This window comes from Aeromicrobium changchenzhani (assembly GCF_057586615.1).
This window is the reverse complement of sequence record NZ_CM172480.1, coordinates 2463592-2486508: the sequence shown is the minus strand read 5'-3', so window position 1 is coordinate 2486508 and position 22917 is coordinate 2463592. Positions and strand designations below refer to the sequence as shown.

Genomic DNA, 22917 nt, shown 5'->3' with positions numbered 1-22917 from the left:
ACCTTTCCCGCCAAACAATCCATTCGGCGCGTCAGGCCGGAAACACCCTTAAATCCACAGTCCCAACGCTCGTTGAACCGGGCGAAACTCGCGGCATAGGATCGTCTCGTGAGCAGCCCTTTTGTTGAGTCGATCAACGTCGGTCTTGCCGTCGATGTCCCTTGGGGACACATGAAGCGCAGCGCGATCGACAAGCGCCCCACGACACAAGCTGTGCACGTGCACCCGCTGGGGCTCGAAGGTGATGAGATCGCCGACCTCGTCAATCATGGTGGACCCGATCAAGCGGTCTATGCGTACTCCGGTGAAGAGCTCGACTACTGGTCTCAGGAGACCGGACGCAATTTTTCGCCAGGCAACTTCGGTGAGAATCTGACGACCCGGGGCATCGATGTCGACGCGGCGCGGATTGGCGAACGCTGGCGGATCGGCACGACGCTGCTCGAAGTCGCGGCCGCGCGCATACCGTGTTCGGTGTTTCAAGGATTCGTTGATCAGGAGCGCTGGGTCAAACGGTTCACCCAGCGAGGACGTCCCGGTGCCTACCTGCGGGTTATTGAGATGGGCGAGTTCACCGCGGGCGACGCGATCGAGGTCGTCGAGTCTCGCCCGCATGACCTGACAGTCGCGCACACTTTTCGTGCGCAAACCACAGAACGCGACCTGCTTGCGACACTTGCCGAGGAGCCGCGTATGGCGGCCAGAATCAAGGCCAAATTGTCCAAACTTCGCGACGTCTAAGCCGATTGCCCCTAGGCTGGGCTATGGTGATCGCCACCACAGCCTCTCGGAAAGCAATGAGGAATATATGAACATTCAGCTGACTCCAGCTCAGCTCGCCATCATCGACGACCGTGCTAAAAGTATCGGTGACCAGTTCTTTGGTCGGGTGGAGCAATCAGGGGCCAGAGAGGCCTTTCGTTTCCCCGATGAGAACGAAGCATGGCAGTCGCTGACTTGGAGTCAGGCTGGCGATCGCGTATCTAACCTCGCCGCCGGACTCGTCTCGCTCGGCATCGAGCCCGAGGAGCGAGTTGCAATCGCATCGGGCACGCGAATCGAATGGATTTTGGCCGATCTGGCGATCATTTGCGCGGGCGCGGCAACGACCACCGTTTACCCGGCGACGATCGCCAACGACGTCGCCTATATTTTGGCCGATTCGGGTAGCCGGATCGTGTTTGCCGAGGACGACGAACAAGTCGCCAAACTGCGCGAGAAGCATGGCGAACTCCCCGCCATCATGAAGGTCATCGTGACCGACGGCACGACCGATGGCGACTGGGTTATCAGCTTCGATGACCTCGAGGAACTCGGCAAGGCATATCTGGCCGAACACCCAACCGCCATCAAAGACCGTGTTGCCGCAACGACATCGACGAGCCTTGCAACGCTCATCTATACCTCCGGGACGACCGGTCGACCCAAGGGCGTGCGGCTATTGCACGACAGCTGGGTTTACGAAGGTGCGGTTATCGACGCAGGCGGCACACTCAGCGTCGACGACCTGCAATTCCTGTGGTTGCCGATGGCGCACTCCTTCGGCAAGGTGTTGCTCTCGACGCAACTTCAGATCGGCTTCGCCACCGCGATCGATGGTCGCGTCCCGAAGATCATCGACAACCTACCGATTATCCAGCCGACTTTCATGGGCGCGGCTCCACGCATTTTTGAGAAGGTCTACGGGCGCATCGTGTCCATGACCGAAGCCGAAGGCGGCGTCAAACTCAAAATCTTCCGCTGGGCCGAAAAAGTCGGCTTGGAATATTCGCGCGCAACCCGCGCCGGTAAGCCGATTTCGCCGGTGCTCAAGGCGAAATATGCGGTTGCTGACAAGTTGGTCTTCTCGAAGATCAGGGCCCGCTTCGGCGGCCGCGTCAGATTCTTCATCTCCGGCGCAGCCGCACTCTCCTCTGATATCGCTGAGTGGTTCCATGCGGCGGGCATCTTGATCCTTGAGGGCTACGGCATGACTGAGACCTCCGCTGGCGCCACGGTTAACCAGCCAGATAACTTCAAACTGGGTTCGGTTGGTACGGCGTTCCCCGGCAGTGAGATCAAGATTGCCGAAGACGGCGAAGTCCTCATCAAGGGCCCGCACGTCATGGAGGGCTATCACAATCTCGAAGGCGAAAGCGCCTCATCCCTCACCGATGGCGGCTGGATGCATACCGGCGATGAGGGCCGCATCGACGAGGACGGCTTCCTGTTCATCACCGGACGTAAGAAGGAACTGTTCAAGACCTCCGGTGGCAAGTATGTTGCGCCGCCGCATATCGAAGGCACGTTCAAGGGCATCGCGCCGCTGTGTAGCCAGATCATCGTGCTTGGCGCTGAACGCAACTTCTGCTCCGCGCTCATCACGCTCGACCCCGATGCCATCGCCGAATGGGCCGAGACCAACGGTATGTCCGGTAAGTCCTATTCCGACGTTGTTGGGTCGCAGCAGATTCACGACATCATCCAGGGCCAGGTCGACGAGCTCAACTCTCGCCTCAACAAGTGGGAGACGATCAAGAAGTTCGCGATCCTGAATCACGACCTGTCGATCGAGGAAGGCGAATTGACCCCGAGTATGAAGGTCAAGCGCAACATCGTTGAACAGAACAACAAGGCGCTCCTTGACAGTTTCTACGCATAAAGAGTTCCTAACCGAAGGGTCGCGCGCCCAGCTGGGTGTGCGACCCTTCGGCGCGTACGTCCATGTGCCATTCTGCTCGGTGCGCTGTGGCTACTGCGACTTCAACACCTACACCGCAGACGAGCTGGGTGAGGGCGCCACGCGCGCCTCGTATGCCGACACAGCGATCGCCGAGATCCATCAGGCCGCTGCTCTGTTGGACGATGCGCCGCCACTTGAGACGGTGTTTTTCGGCGGTGGAACGCCGACCCAGCTGCCGCCCGGCGACCTCGTCCGGATCGTGGCCGCGCTGCGTGACTCGTTCGGTTTCGTACCTGACATCGAGATCACGACTGAAGCCAATCCCGACAGCGTCACCCCTGAATCGTTGGCGATCCTGCGCGCCGGCGGCATCAACCGGATCTCGTTTGGTGTGCAGTCGGCGGTGCCGCATGTTCTCAAGGTGCTGGATCGGACCCATCGCCCCGAAGGCGTCCCCGCTGCGGTGAGTTGGGCGCGCGCCGCCGGATTCGAGCAACTCAGCGTCGACTTGATCTATGGGACGCCTGGGGAGTCGCTTGCTGACTGGCAGCGCAGCATCGACCACGCGATCTCGCTGGAACCGGACCACATCAGCGCCTATGCACTGATCGTCGAGTCGGGAACGGCGCTCGCACGGCAGGTGAAGCGCGGCGAGATCGCAATGCCTGATGACGATGAAATGGCGGATAAATATGTGCTGGCCGATGAACGCTTCGAAGCGGCCGGTTTCGGCTGGTACGAACTCTCCAACTGGTCGCGCGATGCGGCGTCACGTTGCCACCACAATGAGTTGTACTGGGTCGGTGACAACTGGTGGGGGTTTGGTCCCGGCGCCCATTCGCATATTGACGGTACGCGTTGGTGGAACGTCAAACACCCGGCTGCATATGCCAATCAGCTCAACTCCGGTGCTGCGCCGGTTCAGGATTTTGAAATCCTCGACGACTCAACCCGCCGGGTCGAACGCGTGCTGCTTGAATCACGGCTTCGCTCCGGCCTTGACCCCGACGTACTCGAGCCGTCGGTCCGAGGCGCGGTTGCCGGACTCATCGCCGAGAACTTGATTGAGCCAATCACCGCCGGTGAGCCATTGGTGCTGACGCTCAAGGGCCGGCTGTTGGCCGATGCTGTCGTACGCCGTTTGGTGCCCTAGTTCCAGTCGGTCAGTCCCAACTTCGATTGTCGACGATAACCTCAGCGTCGACCGACAGAGCATCGATCTCGGTCACATCGCAGCTGAAGCGCAATCCTTGTCGGATCGCGTGTCGGACATCCTCCAGCGTCGCAGCGGCGGCCTGGTCTGCGGCGAGGACTACCTCGCAGACCAGCGTGTCGCGATGTTCGACCCGGTCGATGATGAGTTGGAAGTCAGCGATGCCTACGACTGCCCCGATCACGCGCCGGGCTTGAAGCGGGTGCAGGAACATTCCCCGGACCTTAACCGCCTGGCCGATGCGACCAAGCACCCCGGCGAGTCGCGGCCGGCCATCCGCGCCGTCGATCCAGGCGGACAGATCACCGGTGCCGAATCGGATCAGCGGATACTCTGGCCGGAACAACGTGACGACAATTTGGCCTTCGCCCTCGGTGATTGGTTCGCCGGTGGAAATGTCGCAGATTTGGATCAGTACGTCATCAGGGACGACCAATCCGGTGCCAGCTGAGACCTCGTGGCCGAGTAGTCCGGTTTCGGCGGTGCCATAAGCCATCAAGACCGTCGGGACATAGTGATTGAGCTCGCGACGTAAGGTCTCGGGCAGCGGTTCGGCGGTGACGACAGCGCGTTCCAGCGTCCAGCGATCGCGGTCCAATCCGAGCGTTTCGAACTGTCCAATGAGTGACTTGAGATAGCTGGGTAAGCCGGTGTAGCCGCTGATCGGTAGGTCGTTAATCGCCCTAGCTTGGAGCTCGCCTGAGCCAATACCGCCGGGGACAACCCGGGCGCCCACCGCTCGACAACCTTCGTCAAACATGACACCAGCGGGTGAGAGGTGATAGCCGAAACAGTTCAACACGGTGTCGCCAGCGCCGATCCCGGCCGCTGTCAGCGCAGGTGCCCACCGCCACGGGTCGGGACCCGCGACCTGAGGTTCGTATAACGGACCGGGTGACTGAAATATTCGGCTGACGTCTGAGCCGGGAGCCAGCATGCCAGCGAATGGAGGATCTGCAAGTTGCGCCTCAAGCAGATCGTCCTTTGATTGGATCGGCAGCAAGGAAAGGCTTTGTGCGGTGGTTAGCTGCTCGGTCGACAATCCGGCTCGTTCGAGTCGGCGCGCGAAAGCCGGAATCTGGGACGCAGCACGAATGGTTGCGGCGACACGGGCATCGAATGCTTCGTTATAGGCGAGGTGCTGAGACTGGGGGATGGACATGGGTACTCCTACAACCAACGCTTGCGACGTTTGTAGTGTTTGACATCGCGATAACTTTTGCGGGTGCCCTCGTCGCCGAGGCCTAGGTAGAACTCCTTAACATCGGGATTCTCCTTCAACTCCGCGGCGGCACCTTCGAGCACGATCCGGCCTTGTTCCATGATGTAGCCGTGATGCGCGACGTCGAGCGCCCGACGGGCGTTCTGTTCGATGACTAGGACGGTCAGTCCGAGTTCGGAGTTGAGCCGCGCGATGTGCTCAAAGATCTCTTTGACCAGGAGCGGTGCTAGGCCCAGGGACGGCTCGTCCAGCATCAGGAGCCGAGGTTTCGACATCAAGGCACGGCCGATCGCGAGCATCTGCTGCTCGCCGCCGGACAGATAGCCAGCCACACGGGTTCTGAGATCGGCGAGCTTGGGGAAGAACGAATAGACGAGCTCTTCGTTCTCGTGCGTCTCGCCGCGGGGCAAAGAATAAGCACCCGCGGTGAGATTCTCGGCGACGGTCAGGTGCTCGAAAACGTGGCGGCCCTCCATGACGAGACTCATCCCGTGACGCACCCGTTGGGCTGCATCCATCGTGGTGATGTCCAGCCCGTCGAACATGATCGTGCCGTCAGTAACCTCGCCGTGTTCAGACGGCAGTAGTCCCGACACCGCCTTGAGCGTCGTCGACTTACCTGCTCCGTTTGAGCCCAGCAGCGCAACAATTTTTCCTTGTTCAACGTTCAGGGACAACCCGCGGAGCACCAAAATAACGTCGTCGTAAATGACCTCGATGTTGTTGAGTGCGAGCATTGCTGCCGGTTTCGGTGTCGGTGCGGATTCACGCATTGCGTTCTGTGGAAGTGCCATGGCTCCTACCCGGTTTGGGAAATGGTCGAGAGGCGTGGGGCGGCCGATTGGCGGCCGCCACCACACGCGGGAGATTACGGAGTGACGTCTGCCTTGATGAGTTTCATGCCGCCGTCGGCGACCTCATAAACGCCTGAGGTGGTCGAACCACGGTGGGAGTCCTTGGAATATTCGATCGTTCCCATGACTCCACCGGTGTCGATCGGCCCCATTGTCTCGAGCGCCGTTCTGAGGTTGGCTCCGGTGAGGTCGTCACCCTTCTTGATGGTCGCGGCCATACCTTCGGCCATGGCGTGCATCGTGTACCAGCCTTGGAGGTAATGCAGGCCTTCCTTCTCCAGCGTGCTGCCCTTTGTTTCGAGGTACTTCGCAACATCAGCATTGCCCGGCTTATCAGCCGACGGTGGGGCATACGGCGTCACCATCATCGTGCCGTCGGCAGCATCAGCGCCAGCGGTTTTGATGAACAACTCATCTGAGCACCAGTTCAGGCAGACAATCTTCATGTCGAGGCCCTGTGCCTTGATGTCCTTGGCGACTTGCGCAGCAGGACTCGAGACATTCTGGATCACGATGTATTTGGCACCCTGAGACTTTGCCTGCGAGAGCAAACCAACGTAGTTCGCGGTCTTCGGCATTGGGTATGCCTTGTAGCCGAGTTTGAAGCCCTTGTCCTTGATATAGGCCTGACCGTCAGCAACTGGCGCGGTGCCGAATGGTGAATCGCTGTGGAACACCGCGACTTCTGCGTCGCCGCCGGAGTCTTCATCGATCCACTTGAGCGCGACGCGCATCTGATCGGAGTAGGTTGCTACGTTCACGAAGTTGAACGGTGACTCCTTCGGATCGACGAGCACTTCGGCGAGCGAACCTGACATAAATGGGAGCTCGTCGGAAGCAACCTTTCCGCGCAATGCTTCGCTGTCGCCGGTGCCCCAGCCCTGAATTGCGATGGCACCATTGGCCACGTACTTCTTGTAGAGTTGTTCGGCCTTGGGAACCTCGTACGCATAATCGTTGGACTCTGCCTCGATCTTGCGACCGTCGATGCCGCCTTGTTTATTGCGCCAGGCGATGTAACCGAGCATGCCCTTGTTATAGGGCGTGCCGACATCGCCGGTTGCGCCGGTCAGATCGGCAATGATGCCAATTTTGATGGGACCGTCGCTATCGGCCTTGGAACTGCTGGGGGCGCCACATGCGGTCGTGGCCAGAACGGCACCAGCACACAGTGCGGCTAGCCTAAAAGGCAATTTGGTTGACATTGGAACATCTCCTTCAGGGTTTTGTGTTGAGCTCGAAGACACCGGGTGTGCCAGAGCGGGCAATCAATATCGGAATGGCCAGAACCGGATGTAGTCCTTCATGCGTTGCCACATTCGGTCCAATCCGCGTGGTTCGAAGATGAGGAAAATGACGATGATCAGACCGAAAGCGGCGTTCTTGATCGCTGGCAGTTGATCGGCAACGAACGGCAATTGGGACTTTGCGGCATCGCTGAACTCGGTCAGCAGCGGTGGCAGCATGCTGATGAAGACGGCACCATAGACGGCGCCAGCGATGCTGCCGAGTCCGCCGACAAGGATCATGGCCAGATAGGTGATGGATACGTCGAGGGAAAACCGTTCCCAAGTGACAGTCTCGGTGTAGTGGGCGGTCAACGCGCCAGCCAATCCGACGAAGCCGCTTGATACGGCGAATGCGGTGACCTTGGTACGGGTCAGATTGACGCCGATCGCTTCGGCGGCGATGTCCTGATCGCGCACTGCCATGAACGCACGACCCAAGCCGGTGCGGAAGATGTTGCGGGCCGCCATCGTGCTGATGACCGCGATCACGACGAGGATCCAATACCACTGCCATTCGAAGGTCAGTCGCTCGATCTTGAAGCTTCCGATCTCGAGTCGCGGCACTGAAATGAATCCTTGGCCCTCGGTGAGCCACTCCCAGCGGCGTGCTACGAAGATGATGATCTCTTGCGAGGCAAGTGTCGCGATGGCCAGATAGAGACCTTTCAGGCGCAGCGCCGGCAGCCCGAAGAAGGCTCCGACCGCGGCGGTCAGCAATACGGCTAGGACGATGCTGAGCACAACCGGTATGCCGCCGCGTGAACTGAACATGGCCGACGAGTAGGCGCCAACGGCGAGAAAGCCGCCTTGACCGAGTGAGATCTGCCCGGTGAACCCGGTCAGAATGTTGAGCCCGACGGCCCCGACCACGGCGATAAGGATCGTGTTGACGATGCCGAGCCAGTAGTTGTTGACGAGATAAGGGAGTGCGATCAGACCGACGATGATCAGCGCGAGCCTGGCATATTCGGCTCGGGTATGGCGAAGCGCGAGCTCGGCACGATAATTACGGTGGTACAGGCCTGTGGAAGTCGCCATGGTCTCAGACCCTCTCGATTCGAATTTCGCCGAATAAGCCATACGGTTTGACCATGAGTATCGCGACGAGGATTACGTATGGGACGACCTCAGCGAGGCCCGGATCGGCGTATCCCGAAACCATCTGCTTGAGGATGCCGATAGTCAGTCCGCCCACGATGGTGCCCGGCACGGAATCAAGACCACCGAGGATTACGACGGGGAAAACGAGCAGGCCGAAGGCCGCAATATTGCCATCCACTGCGGCGGTATCGGCGAGTAAGACACCCGCTATCAGTGCGCTGATCGCGGCGAGTGCCCATGCCATCGCAAAGATGCGCGGCACAGAGATTCCCATTGTCATGGCCGCCTGCTGATCATCGGCAACGGCGCGCATCGCGATGCCATGACGGGAGCGGCGAAAGAAGACGGTGAACAAGGTAAGAACGGTTGCCGCGATCGCGATAACGAGAAGCCGGTTGAGCGGGACCTGACCACCGAATAGTGCGATCGATTTTGTTGGCAGGATGCTTGGCATCTCGCGGACTGCGGTTCCGAAGAACATTTGCACCATGGCCTTCAAGACCAGCGAGAGCCCGATCGTCACCATGATGACGTTGATCGGATTCTCACCGATTAGCGGCCGCAGGACGAAGCGTTCGACCAGCAGCGCAAGCACTACGGCCACGACTGCGCCGACGACGATTGCCAAGGTGAAAGGTAGGCCGAGCAGGACGAATGCCGCATAGAACGTGTAGGCGCCGACCAGGAGGAATTCGCCCTGGGCGAAGTTGATAACGCCGGTTGCCTTGTAGATGAGTACGAAGCCGAGGGCTGCAAGTGACAGGATCGCGCCGTCGGCAAGGCCGTAGACGAGGAGGTTGACGAAGGTGCTCATCGTCGACCACTCCAAACTGGTCGACGTTTTAGCCCGACGGGCGGGTCATAACAGGTCAGGTCGAAGATTTTCAATTCGAACTCTCGTTTCACGGTGCTGCCATCTTGATAGGCAATGACGCTGCTGAAATCGACCGACTTGGCACCATCGGCCAATGCCGTGATGATTTCGCCGTATCGTTCGTCGATTACGGAGCGACGAATCTTGCGGGTGCGGGTGATCTCGTCGTCATCTGGATCGAATTGCTTATGCAGCAAGGTGAACCGGCGGATCCGGATGCTCTCGGGTAGCTCGGCATTGGCTCGGTCGAATTCTTCGGCGATGAGGTCGTAAACCTGGCCTTTTGATGCCAGATCGGTGTAGGTCGTATAGCTCAGATGCTCATGTTCGGCCCATGATCCAACCGTCGCCGGATCAAGAGTGACCAGCGCGGTCAACTCTCCGGCGAGCCCAGACTCCTCGTTTGGCGTGCCGAAGACGACGGCCTCCTCAACATACGGAGAGAATTTGAGCTTGTTCTCCAGGAAAGCGCTGGAGAACTGAGTGCCGTCGGAAGACCGCAGGACATCTTTGAGCCGGTCGATAACGACCAATTGCCCATTGTCGTCGAGGAAGCCGGCGTCCCCGGTCAGGAGCCAGCCGTCAGCATCGACCGACTCAGCGGTCGCCGTGGGGTTGTTGAGATAGCCGGCAAAGACCGAGGATGAACGCAACTGGATCTCACCGACGTCGCTGAACCGTAGTTCGGTTCCCGGGATTGGTTGACCGACGGAGTTGAAGTCGATTGCATCATCACGATGTAGAACGGCGATGCCACAGATCTCCGTCTGGCCATAGATCTGCTTGAGGTTGACGCCGATCGCATGGAAGAAGCGGAATACGTCCGGACCGAGCGGCGCGCCACCGGTGTAGCCGCGTTTGATGCGTGCGAGGCCGAGTTGGTCCCGCACCGGGCGCAGTGCAACCTGGTTGGCGACGGTGGTCAGGAGTCTGGTCATGAGCCCCGGCTTCTTGCCGGTGACCCTTAAATTGGCGCTCCGATCGCCGACGTCATAACCCCACCCAAACACTTTGCGTTTGAGCCAGCCGGCCTCATCGATGCGCACTTGAACGTCCGAAAGCATTGATTCCCAGATACGAGGAGGGCTGAACATGATGTCCGGGCCGATCTCGCGCAGGTCGCTGCGTTGGGTTGCGGCGCTCTCGGGGAACGAGATTGTCAGGCCGAATGACATGCCGCAGGCGACGGCCAGCATCTGCTCGCCGATCCAGGCGAACGGTAGAAACGAGACATAACGATCTTTCGAGGTGATGGGATCGACTTTGGCTAGGTGTTCGGCCATCGATAACAGATTGCGATGGGTAAGTTGCCCTAGCTTCGGCCGGGATGTAGTGCCGGATGTCGTGCAGATCACGGCAAGATCATCGGCACTGGCCGATTGCAGTTGTTCGTCCAGCCAGTTCGGATGAGATTCGGCCCATACTCGGCCCTCGGATTCAACGTCGACAAATTCACGCAAATACGGTAAGTCGTACTGTTCCAGTCCGTGAGGATCGTAGAAAATGACGGTTTCGATTCCAGTCGCGGTCGACTTCAGGCGGATAAGTTTGTCCACCTGCTCCTGATCCTCGGCAACCACCACCGAAACGTTGGCGGTCGTCAGGATGTGGGCGATCTCCTCGTTGATGCTGGTCGGATAAATACCCACCACGGCGGCACCGATCGATTGAACGGCGAGTTCAGCGATCAACCATTCGGGCCGGTTATCGCCCAGAACGGCTACCACGTCGCCACGTTTAACGCCGAGGGCAGCAAGGCCGTGCGCGAAGTCGTTTACGCGATCCTGATATTCGCGCCAGGTTATTGGTTGCCAGATTCCGTAACGCTTCTCCTGCATGGCGATCTCATCAGCACGCTCGGTGGCGCAAGCACGCAGCAACGACGGGAATGTCGTACCAGCCGTCATCAGACTTCCTCCGCACCTAGATAGGCCTCGATCACGGCGGGATCGGCTTCGACCTCTGCTGGCGTGCCGTCGGCAATAAGGCGACCAAAATCCAGAACGCTGACATGTGCCGAGATGTCCATCACCACATTCATGTCGTGCTCGATCAAGATGACCGTGACGCCTGCGAGTTCGTGGACGTCGAGGATGTAGCGGGCCATGTCCTCTTTCTCTTCGCTGTTCATGCCAGCCATCGGTTCATCGAGGAGCAGCAGCGAAGGTTGCAGGCACAAGGCGCGGCCTAGCTCGACGCGTTTCTGGATGCCGTATGCGAGCGAGCCAACCGGCTGGTGTCGAAATGCTTGAAGTTGCAGCAGATGGATGACCTCCTCGACCAGTGCTCGATGTTCGATCTCCTGCCTACGGGCCGGGCCGAACCACAGCATCGACGTGATAAGTCGGTTCTTCATGTGGATGTGCCGGCCCAGCATGAGGTTGTCGAGCACTGTCAATTGGGCGAAGAGTTCGATGTTCTGGAACGACCGAGCGATGCCAAGACGCGCGATCCGATGCGGCGGTTTGCCGATCAGCCGGTGCTGCTGGACCGTTCCTTGTTCGTCGGCGGTATGCATCGTGATCGAGCCAGCGCTCGGGGCATAGAGACCGCTGATGCAATTGAGCAGGCTCGATTTACCGGCGCCATTCGGGCCGATGACGGCGTGGATGGTGCCTTGCCTGACGGTGAAGGACACCTCCGAGAGCGCAGCGACGCCGCCGAAGCGCAGACCAAGGTCGCGAATTTCCAGCAGTGGTTCGCCGATTGCTACCTGGCTTGAGTTCAACTCGTGCTGATAAGACCGCGTCAGCATGACACTCCTTGGTAATGTGTGTTTTGGATCACGGAAAGTGACCCTATCTTTCCACTATGTGAAAAGCAATAGGCAGATTTAGATAGATATTTCCTATATGGTGGAATATGTGTTCTCAACTGAAGGCGCAATGAGGGAAGTGGCCGGGTGACAGCGATCGATGACAGTGGTGCCCGCGGCACTCTGGGCACGGTGCGCAACGCCATGTTGTTGCTGGAGTTGATGAGCGAAGGCCCGGCCTATCGGCCGTTGAGTGATCTCGCTGAAACATCAGGACTTACATTGCCGACGGTGCACCGGCTGCTTCGCTCGCTGGTGCTCGCGCAACTCGTTGAACAGGAAGCGCGTACTTCGCGCTATGGCCTCGGTCCGGAGCTGACCAGATTGTCCCAGCGTTATCTGGCCAGGCTCCCGGTCCTGGGTGCGTTGTCGCCCTATCTAGTTCCCGTTCGTAATCAGATCTCGACTACCGTCCACGTCGCGATATTGGTAAGGGGATCGGTCGTCTATGTGGATCGAGTGGATGGCGATGACAGCGGCCTCTACCGTGGTGCTCGACGAACCGAGCCGGCGTTCATGACGCCCGCAGGCCGTGTCCTTGTGGCGCGGGCCAATCAAGATGAGTGGAACCTTGCTCTCGGTCGAGCCGATGAAGCATTGGGTAAGGAAGCCGATGAGCAGCGAGCAACATGGGCGACTGCTTCGTTCCTGACGATGCCCGCTACGGCTTCAGTGACCGCAGGAGAAGTTGCGGTGCCGGTCTTCAATGGCGCGGGCGAGGCGGCTGCGGCTTTGTCGGCCAGTCTGCCAATTGGCGCGGATCAAGCTCAAGTGGGGGAGATCGTCGGTCATTTAAGCCATGCAGCGAGTGCCGCAGGCAGGACGCTCGGTCATGGTTGAGAAGGTCGGTGCGGAACAACACGGTGCGGAGCGACTGCGTGATTGGGAAGGCATTGCTGATGCCGCTACGTGGTCACAGCCATGGACGACAGTGTTTCGCGCTGAGCCGCCATTTGATCGATGGTTCGTTGATGGCGCCCTGAACGTTTCGGTCAATTGCGTTGATCGCCATTTGAACGACCGCGGCGAGCAGGCTGCATTGTTGTGGGAGGGAGAGCCGGGCGATCGGCGCAGCGTCAGTTACACCCAACTGCACGACGATGTTGTCAGCCTTGCCAACGTACTTCGCTCCATGGGACTCACAGCCGGTGATCGGGTGGCACTCCATTTGGGTTGGATACCCGAAACTGTCACGGTGATGCTCGCCTGTGCGCGCATCGGGGCTGTTTATACGATGATTCCGACGCCATTGCCGGTCGAGGCATTGGCGCAACGAATCGAAACGTTTGCCCCCAAAATGGTCTTCACTCAGGACGGCGCCTGGCGTCGGGGTGCGATCCTGCCGCTTAAGGCACGTGCTGATGAGGCGCTGTCCGCGGTCCACGGTGTCGAGTTCACGGTGGTCGTGCGGCGCACTGGGCTCGATGTTCCGTGGTACCGAGGCGACCTCTGGTATCACGAACTGTTGGCCGGCGCCCGGCCGGGAACAACGTCGGATGATCTCGGTGCAGCCGAACTCTCCTCGGATCATCCGCTAATCGTCGAACCGCTGGCCAACCGGCGCGGCGAACCGGTTTCGGTCACGCATGCGGGAGGACGCCTACTGCTCTCGGCGGCGATCGTTCACCGTTACGGAAGTTGTGGCGAAGGTATCTCCTGGGTGGCGGGCGACCCCTCCTGGATCGTCACGCAAACCTCTGGCATTTATGCGCCACTTTTCTGGGGCGAGACGACGGTCATGTATGAGGGTGCGTTGGACACGCCATCCTATTCGCGCGCCTGGGAACTCATTGAACGTTATCGCGTGTCGACAGTCCTATTGGCTCCATCGGCGGCGCGCATGTTGCGTGAGCGCACACCGACACCGCCGGCTGCACCCAAGGTGGCTTCATTGCGTCGCATTGCGACGTTGGGCGAGCGGGTCGACCGCAGGACGATGGAGTGGTTCACCGACGTTGTCGGCCACGGTCACGTTGACGTGGCTGACGGCTGGGGCCAAATCCAGCTAGGCGGAGTGGTCCATTTCGACGCGCCAGTAGACGCGGACAAAATGCCTGATGCTGGTATGCGATTGGTCGATGATGACGGGGCACCGGTTGTCGACGATGCGGTAGGTGAAGTGATCTTGACTCGACCGTGGGCTGGTATGGCGGTCGATGTCACTGGCGCGGCGGCAGCAGATGTGGTGGACGTGCATTTTCGCCAACATCCGGGGGTCTACTCAACGGGCGATCTGGCCCGATACGACAAAAATGGTGCAATCGAGTTCCTAGGCCGGCGCGATGAGGTCGTATCGGTGACCGGCCAATTGGTGTCGCTCACCGAGATCTGCGAAGTGATCGAAGACCACCCGTACGTCATCAGAGCCGATGTGTTTGAGGTCCGCCAGGACCGTGGTGGAGATTCGATCGTCGCTGCAGTTGTCCTGGACACCGAACTCACCGCGAACCTTGATGCTGCTCGGGTTGCCGCAGAGCTTCTCGACGGTGTGCGCGACGTACTGGGCGGACTCGCTCGACCACGCCGGATCGTGATCCTTGATCGCTTTGGCGATGAGCTCGCCCGTCGCTCTCGGCGCGCCTCGATCACAGCGCTTTTGACGGCGGTCGATCCGCGCGTTGAGGTTCGACACGCTCTGTGGAGCCAAGTTCTCGCGACTGCCGGCGCCGAAGTGCCTGGCTAGTTCGGGGTCACACTAGTTCGGGGTCACACTAGTTCGCGGTCACAAAGTCGATGAGTTGCTCGACCCGGCCAAGAAGCTCTGGCTCAAGGTCGGCGTATGAATTGACCGTGCTGAGAATCTTCTTCCACGCACGGGCGATATCTGCCTGATCCTTATGCGGCCAGCCAAGTGACTCGCAGATGCCGTGTTTCCACTCGATTGAGCGCGGGATAACCGGCCACGCGGACATGCCGAGCCGGGCCGGTTTGACCGACTGCCACACATCGACATACGGATGGCCGACGACGAGAACGTGCGGACGGCCGCTGACCTGCTGGGCGATGCGAGTCTCTTTGGAGCCAGGCACAAGGTGATCGACGAGGACACCGAGTCGTCGCCCTGGCCCCGGGGCGAAGTCATCGACAATCGCAGCGAGGTCATCGATGCCGCCGAGATATTCGACCGCAACGCCCTCGATTCGAAGATCTTCGCCCCAGACCTTCTCGACGAGCTCGGCGTCATGGCGGCCCTCGACGTAGATCCGGCTCGGCAGCGCGACGCGAGCCTTGGCGCCCGCGACGGCGCGTGAGCCAGATGCCGTGCGGGTCGGTGCCTTCGGACTGGCCTTGACCGGAATGGTCAGGATGATCGGTTTGCCCTCAAGTAGGAAGCCGGGGCCGAGTTCAAAGGTGCGGCGCGTCAAATGCCGATCCTCGAGGTCGACGGTATGCAGATTGCGATCGACGCGCATTATCTCGCCACAAAATCCGGTCGTGACTTCCTCAACGACTAGGCCTCGGTCAGCTGGCGTCTCGACCGAGCGCCCGCGTTTGGGCACCTTCCAGTCGCCGGCTAAGACATCGTTGCCATAAGGATCAGCCATTCAAGATTCCCAGGATCCTCTGGTGCGAGGCATCGAGTTGGTCGCGCGTCACCGTCCCCAATGAGGTGAGAATCGTGGTCGAATCATTCGTGAGCCCAATTGTGAGGTCGAGCGCGCCAGCCCAACTTGGGTGCACGTCAGCGAGGTTGTCACCGGGATAGAGGTCGCCAATAACGACGACGTTTTCACCAGGCACGACGAGCACGAGCTCACCGCCGGTCGGGCCGTCGCCAAGATGGACGACTTCCACATAGCAGTCGCCCAGATCTGTGGCCCACACTGAATTGAGTTCGCCACCTTGGCTCTCGTGCGCGATCCTGCGGCCATCGGACAGCAGGATTTCGCGGGGGCGGTAGGTCAGGGTGATTGCGCTGCCTTCGACCGCAATCGCATCTCCGTCGATCTTCACATTGCTCACACAGTTAGACTGGCACTTGCAAGGTGAGAGTGCCAAAGCGACTCGCGCGAAGCACCCGACTCAGATAGGGGGACGCATGGCAGATGAACGCAAACTTGAAGTCCTCCGAGCGATCGTTGAGGACTATGTGGCGACCCAAGAACCGGTTGGTTCTCGGGCGCTGGTCGAACGCCACAATCTTGGTGTCTCGTCGGCCACGATCCGCAACGATATGTCGGCGCTTGAGGACGAGGGCTTAATCGCCCAACCCCATACGAGCGCGGGCCGTATCCCGACTGATATGGGTTATCGACTGTTTGTCGATAAATTGGCGACCGTCAAGAATCTCACCTCGGCCGAACGCCGCGCGATCGAAACCTTCTTGACCGGCGCGGTGAGCGTTGATGATGTGGTCCAACGCAGCGTCAAGGTGTTGGCCCAACTGACCAATCAGGTCGCAATTGTCCAATATCCGTCACTGACCCGTTCGACGGTCCGCCATATCGAGATCGTCCCGTTGGAAGGTGCCCGGATTCTGTTGGTGGTCATCACCAGCAGCGGCCGGGTCGAACAGCGCATGATCGAAATCGCGGCCACGCCGAGTGAGTCGCTGGTCGCCGACATGCGCAACCGCATCGTGGCCGCGACGATCGGACAACGGTTGCCGGAGGCCTCGTTGCGACTGGCCGAGATGATTGGCACGTTCGTACCAGCCGATCGCCCCATCGTGACCTCGATTGTGACGACGCTGACGCAGACGTTCTCAAATGAACGATCTGATGAACGTATCGTGGTGGGCGGCACCGCGAATCTCGTACGCTTCGGCTCGGATTTCGACGATTCGATCAAACCGATGTTGGAAGCAATCGAGGAACACGTCGTCCTACTCAAACTCCTGGGCGAGGCGACGCGCCCGAGCAAACTCATGGTGCGGATCGGCAATGAGACCGGTCATGAAGGATTGGCCGGAACCTCGGTCATCTCGACCGCCTACGGTGCAGATGAGCAGGCACTAGCCACGCTCGGCACCGTTGGACCGCTACGCATGGACTACCCAGGGACGATGGCCGCCGTCAGCGCTGTCGCCCGTTATGTCGGCCAGACGCTGGCAGAAAGTTAATGACCAACTCAATGGCACAGGACTACTACGAAATTTTGGGCGTCGACCGCAATGCGCAGGCCGATGACCTCAAGAAGGCATACCGCAAACTTGCGCGTCAACTGCATCCCGACGTCAATGGAGCAGCCGATGCCGCGGAACAGTTTAAAGAGGTGACGACGGCATATGAAGTGCTGTCCGATCCCAATAAGCGCGCCACCTACGACCGAGGCGGTAATCCGCTCGGTGCGGGTGGTAGCGGCTTCGGCCAGGGCTTTTCCTTCGACGACATCATGGATGCCTTCTTCGGTCAGAATGCCGGTCGGGGCCCACGCTCACGCACGGGACGCGGCCAGGATGCACTGTTGCGGATCAAGATCGAGCTCGACGAGGCAGCCTTCGGCGTCGCTCACGACATTAAGGTCGACACCGCGATTCGGTGCACAACATGTGGTGGCAGCGGAGCCTCGGAAGGCTCAGAACCGGTCATGTGCAACACCTGTCATGGCCATGGCGATGTCCAACACGTACAACGCTCGCTGCTGGGTGACATCCGTACCTCCCGGCCCTGCCCGGCATGCCACGGCTTCGGCACGATGATTCCCAATCCGTGTCCCGAGTGTGCCGGCGATGGTCGCGTACGGTCACGTCGTTCGCTTACGGTCAACATCCCACCTGGGGTCGATCAGGGCACCCGGATCCAGCTCACCGGTGAGGGTGAAGTCGGCCCCGGCGGAGGACCTGCCGGTGATCTGTATGTCGAGATCAACGTGTCGCGGCACCCGGTGTTCAGTCGAAAAGGCGATCACCTCTCCTGCAATGTGACGATCCCGATGACTGCAGCGGCGCTCGGCGTGAACCTAGATTTGCCGACGCTTGAGGCTGATCTGGCTGAGGATGAGAGCAACGTTCCGAGGTCGGTCAAACTCGAGGTCCCCGCGGGCACCCAATCGGGTGACACGTTGACGGTCAAGGGCTTTGGCGTGCCGCGACTGCGCGGCGGCGGTCGTGGCGATTTGTTCGTTCAAATGGTTGTCGAAACACCAACCAGACTTGATAGCGAACAGCGCGAATTGTTGGGCCGATTGGCCGAAATTCGGGACGAGGAAAATCCAGAGGTTGACTTCGGCGATAACCACAAGGGTGTGTTCGGGCGCATCAAGAATGCGTTCAAATGAGTCGCGCTGCGAAGGGTCGAGTTATGTCAGATTCAGATTGCCTGTTCTGCAAGATCTTGGCCGGTACGGTTCCGGCCGATGTGGTGGCTGAGTCCGAGCACACGATTGCCTTCCGTGATATCGATCCACAGGCGCCGATCCATATTTTGGTGATTCCACGTGAGCATCATGTGACAGTGGCCGATCTAGCGGTCGCCGCCCCCGTGGCGGCAGCGGCACTGCTGGCTGATGCACGTTCCGTTGCCGAGGCTGCAGGCGTCGGCGAGGCCTACCGGCTCGTGTTCAATAACGGTGCTGGAGTCGGACAAATTATCTTTCATGCGCATGCTCACGTACTCGGCGGCCGCGACTTCAGCTGGCCGCCGGGCTAACGTCATCCTCAACGGGGCCTTGGGAGTTCATTCGGGATGACGTCCCAAGGAGCGGTAGTGTGCAGAAGTCGGAGTGCTTCAATACACTGGGAACCATATGAGAGATGAATTCGTTCCACACACGTTCTCGATACCGGCGAGCATTGCTGCGGTGTCGCTGTTTGGGCCCAATGATGAATACCTGCGGTTGATCGAGGACTCCTTCGAAGCCAAGATCCACGTGCGCGGCGATGCTGTGACCGTCACCGGATCGCCGGGTGAAGCCGCCCTCGTCGAACGACTTCTCGACGAGCTCGTCACGATCGTGCGCGCCGGCCAGGGACTCAACAAGGAGACCATCGAAAACAGCCTCGCGATGCTGCGCGCGGAGACCCGTGAGCGGCCGGCCGATGTACTGAGCCTCAACATCCTGTCCAACCGCGGTCGTACGATCCGCCCCAAGACGATCAACCAAAAACGCTACGTCGACGCGATCGACAAACATACGATCGTGTTCGGCATCGGTCCGGCTGGCACCGGCAAGACCTATCTCGCGATGGCCAAGGCAGTTCAGGCGCTCCACGCCAAGAAGGTCACCCGGATCATCTTGACCAGGCCGGCGGTCGAAGCAGGCGAAAAACTCGGCTTCCTGCCGGGCACCCTGAGCGACAAGATCGATCCTTATTTGCGTCCGCTGTATGACGCCTTGCACGACATGATCGACCCGGAGACGATTCCGAAGCTGCTCGCGGCCGGCACGATTGAGGTGGCGCCGTTGGCCTATATGAGGGGTCGTACGTTGAACGATGCCTTCGTCATCCTCGACGAAGCGCAGAACACCTCGCAGGAACAGATGAAGATGTTCCTGACCCGGCTGGGCTTCGGCTCCAAAATGGTTGTGACCGGCGATGTGACTCAGGTCGATCTTCCCAGTGGCCAGAAGAGTGGTCTGCGCGTCATCCAAGATGTCCTCGAAGGCGTCGAGGATCTGCACTTCTCGCACCTGACGGCGCACGATGTTGTCCGGCACAAACTTGTCGGTCGTATCGTGGCTGCTTACGAAGAGTTCGAGGTGGAACGTGAACGTCGACGTACTCAATGAGTCTGGCGTCGATGCCGATGTTCTGGCATTGACCAGACTGTGCCGGTTCGTCATGCGCCGTATGCGGTTACATCCGGCCACCGAGCTTTGTCTGCGGCTGGTCGAACCTGACACGATTGCGGTCCTCAACCAACAGTGGATGCACAAAAAAGGTCCGACCGATGTGCTGTCCTTCCCGATGGACGAGCTGAGCCCCGGACGTGAGGGCGAGGAAGCCACCGAGGGTTACCTCGGCGACATTGCCCTGTGTCCGCAGATCGCAGCCCAACAGGCACCAGCGGCGGGTCACTCCGCCGAGGACGAGATCGAACTGCTCACAGTTCACGGCATTCTACATCTGCTGGGCTATGACCATGCCGAACCCGACGAACACGAGGAAATGTTCGGGCTGCAGGGCCGGCTGCTGGTCGAGTGGGGGCGCGCCAAAGCCGGCGTGGACCCCGAATAGCCGTGGACTGGACCTATGTCGTCGTTGCCGCGGTACTTGCCGTCGTGGCGGGCTTCCTTGCCAGCATCGAGGCGGCACTGTCAGCGTTTTCCAAGGCTCGCGCCGAGGAGTTGGCCGGCGAAGGCCGAAGCGGTGCCAAGCGGCTGGCTAAAATCCTTGAAGATCCAGCGCCCGCGATCAACTCGATCCTGCTGCTGCGCACGATCGCCGAAACTGCGGCCATTGTCCTTGCGACACTGATTGTCGCCGCCCACATCGATCCCCTGTGGCGGCAAATCACGATCGCCGTCACGATCATGGTCATCGTCTCGTATGTGTTGCTCGGCGTCGGGCCGCGTACGCTCGGCCGTCAACATTCCGAACGCGTTGCGCTGTTATCAGCAGCCCCCGTGGGCTTCCTGACCAAGCTGCTCGGCCCGTTGCCGAAGACCCTGATCATGATCGGCAATGCACTTACCCCTGGCGAAGGTTTCCGCGAGGGGCCTTTCGCCTCGGAGGTCGAGGTGCGCGAACTCGTCGACCTCGCAGCGGCCAGCTCGGTGATTGAGTCCGAGGAGTCCGAGATGATCCACTCGGTGTTTGAGCTCGGCGACACCATCGCGCGCGAAGTCATGGTCCCGCGTACCGACATCGTGTTCATCGAAGGCAGCAAGACTCTGCGGCAGGCGATGTCGCTTGGTTTGCGCAGCGGCTATTCCCGCATCCCCATCATTGGGGAGAACCTCGATGACATCATCGGCATGGCCTATCTCAAGGACGTCACTAAGCGCGTCTTCGACAATCATGATTCCGAATCGACCGAGAAGATCGACAGCATGACCCGGCAATGCCTGTATGTGCCGGACACACAGCACGCCGACATGCTCCTGCGCGAGATGCAGGCCAAGCGGATGCATGTTGCGGTCGTCGTCGATGAGTTCGGTGGCACCGCCGGAATGGTCACGATCGAGGACATTCTTGAGGAGATTGTCGGCGAGATCACCGATGAGTACGACACCGAGGAGATCGGTGTTGAGCAGCTGTCCGACGGCTCGTTCCGGATCAGTTCGCGGTATGAGGTCGATGATCTGGACGATCTGTTCGGCATCGCGATCGAGGACGAAGACGTCGACTCAGTCGGCGGATTGATTGCCAAGCATCTTGGTCGAGTTCCGATCACCGGAAGCGTCGTGGAGGTCGAAGGATTGCGCTTCGAGGCCGAATCCCAATCCGGGCGACGCAATCGGATCGATACGGTCTTGGTCAGCCGGGTATACGACTCGCACGGCGGTCCTGATGAGTCGCTAACCTCAGAACATGGATCTAAGCACTGAAGACGACAAACTTGTCACGCTCGCCCGCATGACTCGAGCTCGTATCGACGCGCGCGAGGGTGCCGCGGTCCGCGATATCGACGGTCGCACGTATGCGGCTGCCGACGTCAACATCCCGTCAGTCCGCATCGACGCGATGGCGCTGGCAGTCGCGACGGCGCTGTCATCGGGTGCAAAAGGGTTTGAAGCCGGGGCGATCGTCACCGCCGAACCGGGGGAGGCGATCATCGATCTGTCGCCGATTCGTGACGTCGCGGGCACTGGTATCGCGGTCTACATCGCCGACGAGACTGGCGACGTCAAAGTGGTGCAGACCTCATGAGCACCTTCCACTCCGGCTTCGCCTGCTTCGTCGGCCGCCCCAATGCCGGCAAATCCACGCTGACCAACGCGATCGTTGGCGAGAAGGTCGCGATCACCTCATCACGCCCACAAACGACACGCCACGTCATTCGTGGCCTGGTCAACCGGCCCGACGCGCAACTCGTTTTGGTTGATACTCCCGGGCTACACAAGCCACGTACGTTGTTGGGCGAGCGGCTCAATGGCCTTGTGCGCACCACCTGGGCCGAAGTCGACACGATCGGCCTGTGTCTGCCGGCGAATGAGAAGATCGGGCCCGGGGATCGCTACCTGATCAAGGAGCTTGCCGCGCTTCGTTCCAAGCCGGTGCTTGGCATCGCGACGAAGACCGACCTGGTCGGTTCTGATCGGCTCGCTGAGCACCTAGTTGATATCCAGACCGCTGGCGCTGAGGCAGGACTACGGTGGCGCGACATTGTTCCGGTGTCGGCAAAGTCGGGCGAGCAGGTCGAACTTGTCGCTTCACTTCTGATCGACACGCTGCCCGAAGGCCCGCAGCTCTATCCCGACGGTCAGATCACCGATGAGCCCGAAGCAATCTTGATTGCCGAGCTGATCCGTGAAGCGGCGCTAGAAGGCGTCCGCGATGAACTCCCGCACTCGATTGCCGTCGTGATCGACGAGATCGTGCCGCGTGCCGATCGGCCTGAGGACAAGCCGCTGATCGACGTACGCGCCAATATTTATGTTGAGCGGGACAGCCAGAAGGGCATCATTATCGGCGCAAAGGGGGCGCGACTGCGCGAGATCGGCACCAACTCACGGGCTGCGATCGAACGCATTCTGGGGACCCCGATCTACCTCGATCTGCACGTCAAAGTCGCCAAGGAATGGCAGCGCGATCCGAAGCAGTTGCGCAAACTGGGGTTCTAACAAGACTGAGGCATGGCCGAGCCACGCCAAGCGCTGAGCCGCGTTCAGATCACGACTCGGCGTCGATGACCTCACGTTGAAATTCTCGGGATGCCTCGTAGATGCGTCGGGCATTGTTGTTGTCGTTGTTCAGCACGTAGTACTTCCGGATGGTGTCTTGCTGCTAGCGGGGCCTACGCGGTAGGCGTACTCGCCGCTGTCCCCTGCTTTGTAGAGCCT

General features: G+C 59.9%; 22 protein-coding genes. 13 read left to right on the top strand and 9 right to left on the bottom strand.

Annotated elements, in window-relative coordinates:
* The first annotated feature begins 108 nt into the window (after positions 1 to 108).
* The 3 genes from AC2YB9_RS12610 to hemW all read left to right on the top strand — a co-directional run bounded on the left by AC2YB9_RS12610 (position 109) and on the right by hemW (position 3815).
* Positions 109 to 741, top strand: coding sequence for an MOSC domain-containing protein (locus tag AC2YB9_RS12610; RefSeq protein ID WP_487265691.1), 633 nt, complete (start codon positions 109 to 111; stop codon positions 739 to 741).
* 67 nt (positions 742 to 808) lie between these two features.
* Positions 809 to 2641 (top strand): AMP-dependent synthetase/ligase, encoded by a 1833-nt coding sequence (locus AC2YB9_RS12605; protein ID WP_487265690.1) that lies wholly within the window; start codon positions 809 to 811, stop codon positions 2639 to 2641.
* Positions 2622 to 3815, top strand: coding sequence for a radical SAM family heme chaperone HemW (gene hemW, locus AC2YB9_RS12600; protein WP_487265689.1), 1194 nt, complete (start codon positions 2622 to 2624; stop codon positions 3813 to 3815). The genes AC2YB9_RS12605 and hemW overlap by 20 nt, the downstream gene beginning before the upstream one ends.
* Before the next feature lie 10 nt (positions 3816 to 3825).
* Here hemW and AC2YB9_RS12595 read toward each other — a convergent pair whose 3' ends face one another.
* The 7 genes from AC2YB9_RS12595 to AC2YB9_RS12565 form a co-directional block, all read right to left on the bottom strand.
* Positions 3826 to 5037 (bottom strand): phenylacetate--CoA ligase family protein, encoded by a 1212-nt coding sequence (locus AC2YB9_RS12595; RefSeq protein WP_487265688.1) that lies wholly within the window; start codon positions 5035 to 5037, stop codon positions 3826 to 3828.
* 8 nt (positions 5038 to 5045) lie between these two features.
* Positions 5046 to 5891, bottom strand: coding sequence for an ABC transporter ATP-binding protein (locus AC2YB9_RS12590; RefSeq protein WP_487265687.1), 846 nt, complete (start codon positions 5889 to 5891; stop codon positions 5046 to 5048).
* A gap of 74 nt (positions 5892 to 5965) precedes the next feature.
* Positions 5966 to 7156, bottom strand: a complete 1191-nt coding sequence (locus AC2YB9_RS12585; RefSeq protein ID WP_487265686.1) for an ABC transporter substrate-binding protein — start codon at positions 7154 to 7156, stop codon at positions 5966 to 5968.
* A gap of 63 nt (positions 7157 to 7219) precedes the next feature.
* Positions 7220 to 8278 carry a branched-chain amino acid ABC transporter permease gene (locus tag AC2YB9_RS12580; RefSeq protein ID WP_487265685.1) on the bottom strand — a complete coding sequence of 353 codons (1059 nt, stop codon included), beginning with the start codon at positions 8276 to 8278 and terminating at the stop codon, positions 7220 to 7222.
* Between the two features lie 4 nt (positions 8279 to 8282).
* Positions 8283 to 9155 carry a branched-chain amino acid ABC transporter permease gene (locus AC2YB9_RS12575; RefSeq protein ID WP_487265684.1) on the bottom strand — a complete coding sequence of 291 codons (873 nt, stop codon included), beginning with the start codon at positions 9153 to 9155 and terminating at the stop codon, positions 8283 to 8285.
* Positions 9152 to 11122 (bottom strand): AMP-binding protein, encoded by a 1971-nt coding sequence (locus AC2YB9_RS12570; RefSeq protein ID WP_487265683.1) that lies wholly within the window; start codon positions 11120 to 11122, stop codon positions 9152 to 9154. Before AC2YB9_RS12570 ends, AC2YB9_RS12575 begins: the two co-directional genes overlap by 4 nt.
* Positions 11122 to 11970, bottom strand: coding sequence for an ABC transporter ATP-binding protein (locus tag AC2YB9_RS12565; protein ID WP_487265682.1), 849 nt, complete (start codon positions 11968 to 11970; stop codon positions 11122 to 11124). Before AC2YB9_RS12565 ends, AC2YB9_RS12570 begins: the two co-directional genes overlap by 1 nt.
* Positions 11971 to 12117: 147 nt before the next feature.
* Here AC2YB9_RS12565 and AC2YB9_RS12560 point away from each other — a divergent pair, with 147 nt between their 5' ends.
* Positions 12118 to 12870, top strand: coding sequence for an IclR family transcriptional regulator (locus AC2YB9_RS12560; RefSeq protein WP_487265681.1), 753 nt, complete (start codon positions 12118 to 12120; stop codon positions 12868 to 12870).
* On the top strand, positions 12863 to 14713 hold the full coding sequence (locus tag AC2YB9_RS12555) for an AMP-binding protein (protein WP_487265680.1): 1851 nt from the start codon (positions 12863 to 12865) through the stop codon (positions 14711 to 14713). Before AC2YB9_RS12560 ends, AC2YB9_RS12555 begins: the two co-directional genes overlap by 8 nt.
* A gap of 28 nt (positions 14714 to 14741) precedes the next feature.
* On the opposite strand, the gene AC2YB9_RS12550 is transcribed toward AC2YB9_RS12555, so the two are convergent.
* A complete protein-coding gene (locus AC2YB9_RS12550; RefSeq protein WP_487265679.1) occupies positions 14742 to 15575 on the bottom strand; it encodes a DUF3097 domain-containing protein in 834 nt (277 codons plus the stop codon).
* On the bottom strand, positions 15568 to 15993 hold the full coding sequence (locus AC2YB9_RS12545; RefSeq protein WP_487265678.1) for a hypothetical protein: 426 nt from the start codon (positions 15991 to 15993) through the stop codon (positions 15568 to 15570). Before AC2YB9_RS12545 ends, AC2YB9_RS12550 begins: the two co-directional genes overlap by 8 nt.
* 76 nt (positions 15994 to 16069) lie before the next feature.
* Between AC2YB9_RS12545 and hrcA the strand changes: the two genes are divergently transcribed.
* The 8 genes from hrcA to era all read left to right on the top strand — a co-directional run bounded on the left by hrcA (position 16070) and on the right by era (position 22698).
* On the top strand, positions 16070 to 17092 hold the full coding sequence (hrcA, locus tag AC2YB9_RS12540) for a heat-inducible transcriptional repressor HrcA (RefSeq protein WP_487265677.1): 1023 nt from the start codon (positions 16070 to 16072) through the stop codon (positions 17090 to 17092).
* 11 nt (positions 17093 to 17103) lie between these two features.
* Positions 17104 to 18249, top strand: coding sequence for a molecular chaperone DnaJ (dnaJ, locus tag AC2YB9_RS12535; protein WP_487268613.1), 1146 nt, complete (start codon positions 17104 to 17106; stop codon positions 18247 to 18249).
* 23 nt (positions 18250 to 18272) lie between these two features.
* Positions 18273 to 18620 carry an HIT domain-containing protein gene (locus AC2YB9_RS12530; protein ID WP_487265676.1) on the top strand — a complete coding sequence of 116 codons (348 nt, stop codon included), beginning with the start codon at positions 18273 to 18275 and terminating at the stop codon, positions 18618 to 18620.
* 97 nt (positions 18621 to 18717) lie between these two features.
* Positions 18718 to 19701 (top strand): PhoH family protein, encoded by a 984-nt coding sequence (locus AC2YB9_RS12525; protein WP_487265675.1) that lies wholly within the window; start codon positions 18718 to 18720, stop codon positions 19699 to 19701.
* Complete coding sequence (gene ybeY, locus AC2YB9_RS12520; protein ID WP_487265674.1) at positions 19679 to 20149, top strand: rRNA maturation RNase YbeY; 471 nt, start codon at positions 19679 to 19681, stop codon at positions 20147 to 20149. Before AC2YB9_RS12525 ends, ybeY begins: the two co-directional genes overlap by 23 nt.
* Positions 20150 to 20151: 2 nt before the next feature.
* Positions 20152 to 21462 (top strand): hemolysin family protein, encoded by a 1311-nt coding sequence (locus tag AC2YB9_RS12515; RefSeq protein WP_487265673.1) that lies wholly within the window; start codon positions 20152 to 20154, stop codon positions 21460 to 21462.
* Entirely contained in the window at positions 21446 to 21784 is a 339-nt protein-coding gene (locus tag AC2YB9_RS12510; protein WP_487265672.1) for a cytidine deaminase, read from the top strand. Before AC2YB9_RS12515 ends, AC2YB9_RS12510 begins: the two co-directional genes overlap by 17 nt.
* A complete protein-coding gene (era, locus tag AC2YB9_RS12505; protein ID WP_487265671.1) occupies positions 21781 to 22698 on the top strand; it encodes a GTPase Era in 918 nt (305 codons plus the stop codon). The genes AC2YB9_RS12510 and era overlap by 4 nt, the downstream gene beginning before the upstream one ends.
* The last annotated feature ends 219 nt before the right edge of the window (positions 22699 to 22917 follow it).